This window comes from Mycobacterium sp. E3298, from assembly GCF_001666895.1.
Taxonomy (GTDB): Bacteria; Actinomycetota; Actinomycetes; order Mycobacteriales; family Mycobacteriaceae; genus Mycobacterium.
Genome location: NZ_LZJB01000205.1, coordinates 1 through 2,281, shown reverse-complemented (window position 1 = coordinate 2,281; position 2,281 = coordinate 1). Strand labels below are relative to the sequence as shown.

Annotated in this window: 1 protein-coding gene and 1 pseudogene; both read right to left on the bottom strand. The window is 70.4% G+C overall.

All coding sequences use genetic code 11. The annotated features are described in order from the left end of the window. Nucleotides 1-1,209, bottom strand: a 1,209-nt coding sequence (locus tag A9X05_RS09480; RefSeq protein ID WP_067780865.1) for a CHAT domain-containing protein, incomplete at its 3' end; no start/stop codon positions are given. Next, nucleotides 1,206-2,281, bottom strand: a pseudogene (locus A9X05_RS09475) (hypothetical protein); the annotation flags it as partial. The gene A9X05_RS09480 and the pseudogene A9X05_RS09475, both read right to left, overlap by 4 nt.

The following is a 2,281-nucleotide window of genomic DNA, read 5'->3' as shown; positions in this document are numbered from 1 at the left end:
ATGGGCGCGATCCACGGCGACAACGACACCGGCCATCGGATCGGCGGTGGCCGTGGTGAACTGGCGATACGCCGCGGACGTGGGTAGCGACCACAGGGTGGCCGTCACCAACTGGGCGCCGCCCAGGATCATCGCCGCCACCAGCCCGGTCGCCTCGTCGAATTGGTAGTCCCCACCCGAGCCGCAGGCGAGCAGGGCCACCCGCGGCGGCATCGGCAGCGCTAAGGACATCAGGTCCGAGGCGGTCAGCGGGCGGTGATCGCCGATAGCCTCGGCGTCGCCGGGTATCTCGGCGGTGTCGGCGAGGTGCAGCGCGGCCCGATCGGCCTGGCCGTCGGCCGAACTGGCGTGGCCCACATACAGCAGCCTGCTCGGCGCAAGGGTCAACAGCTTGGCCAGCCACGTGCGGTCGGCATCCTGGCGACGGAACAATTCGACCGCGGCGTCCACGGACGGCAGCACCGGCCGGTGCTCCAGCACGTCGGTGAAGTATTGTGCCAATGGCGTTGCAGGCGAGGGCCTGCCGAGCACCGAGCCCAGCGCCGAGTCGGGGCGCTGTCCCGGCACCCGGGGATCGAGCACCAGGAGCGGCGGACCGTCCTTCCTCGCGCCCCAGGAGACCGTCACCCGCGGCGAGTGCACGATATTCGGCGGGACCGCCAGCAACACGTCGACCAGTTCCATCAGCCGGTGACCGTCGGTGTGCTTTTCGATATCGGCGAGCTGCCACGGGATTCGGGCCGCCGTCCGGCCGCTTGCGGTGATGGCATCCTGGCGCGCGCGCACCAATTCTTCCTTGCTGGGCCCCGATTTCGGCAACGCCAGCAGTCCCCAGGGAACCCGAGCCAGCCGCGCGCTGGGCGAGACGAACAGCACCGCCCGCGGCTGGGTCACGCACTCGGTCAACAGCTGCCAGCCGGGGGAGCCGATCAACAGCACCCCGAGGATGTAGGCGAGCGTCAGCTCTCTGTCCGGCGCCGCGAAGGGCCCGGTGGTCAGCGCGCGCTCGATGGCGTCGCGCCGTCCCTCGGTGCCGTACGGCTCGGGCAGGGCGCTCACCAGTTCGTCGAGCGCGGCCAGCAGCAGCGGCTCTTCGATGACCCAGTTGACGGTCCGCGACGGCTCCCCGACGACCCGCAAGCTGGCGTAGGTGGCGATCCCGACGTCGGCATACCTCAGGATCAGCGTGGTTCGATCGGTCTCGCTCATGGCCACGTCGACCAGGCCGCCTCGGCCGCGGTGACCGCGCGGCCGTAGCGCTGGAGAGCCAGCTCACGATACTGGCTCAGGATCGGCTCCGCTTCGGGCTGCATGCGCAGCGGCGGCAACGGCCCGAGCCGGGTCAGCGATGCGCCACCGGTAGCCGGCGAGCCGGCCGCCGCCAGCGCGGGCGCGGGCTCCAGATCGGGATCGACCGGGACCGCTGGGGTGGCCGTCGATGCCCATTCGCCGGTGCGCGGCCGCTGGTCACCGGTATCGAAAGTCCCGCGCGCGCTGTGGTATTCGACCAGTTGGCTGATCAGCTCGGTGTTCTCCCATTCCCAGGCGACGGCGAAGGCGCCGGCCAGGACGGGGCCGGAAACGGTGGTGGCCCAGCGGGATCTCGCGTCGGCGTCGGCGATCGAATACCGCACCGAGTCAACGGCCAGCGCTGCGGGAACCTTGAGCTCGGCGGCCTGCTGGAGTTTGGTCATGCCGCGCCGGTATTTTTCGGTGCCGACCTCGCCGTGGAGGATTCCGAGCCCCTCCGCCTGGCGCGCCTCCGTCTCCTGCAGCGTCTCGTCGGGATCGCCCGAGCTGTCGAAGCCGAGGTCGGCCAACGCGTCCGCGCGCCACACGGTTCCGAGATGATTGTCGAGCAGCGCGTACTGTAGCCAGCTGCTGCGCGGCGACGAGTCGAGCAGTTCACGGGCCTGGGCGATCAGCTCGACCGCGTCGGCGAAGCGGCTCCAGAAGATCGCTATCCAGCTACGTTGCAACAGGATACGGTGCAGATACAGCGGCTTTCCCAATTCCCGCCAGTGCCGCTCGGCGTGTCCCCAGCATTCGTCGGCGGCTTCCAGCTTGCCGGCCCCCAGTCGGGTGAGTCCCATGAAAAGCCAGCAGCGGGCGGCGTCGTGGGCCCGGTCGTGACGGGCGATGACGGGGTAGGCCTCGGAAACCAGTTGCTCGGTGCCGGCGTGGTTGTTGGCCGCCCAGCACGCCGCCGCCCGCTCCAATTGCGCTCGCGCCGTGGCAAGCTCCCAGCCGTTGGCCTGGGCCCGGGCTTCCGCGCGGCGCA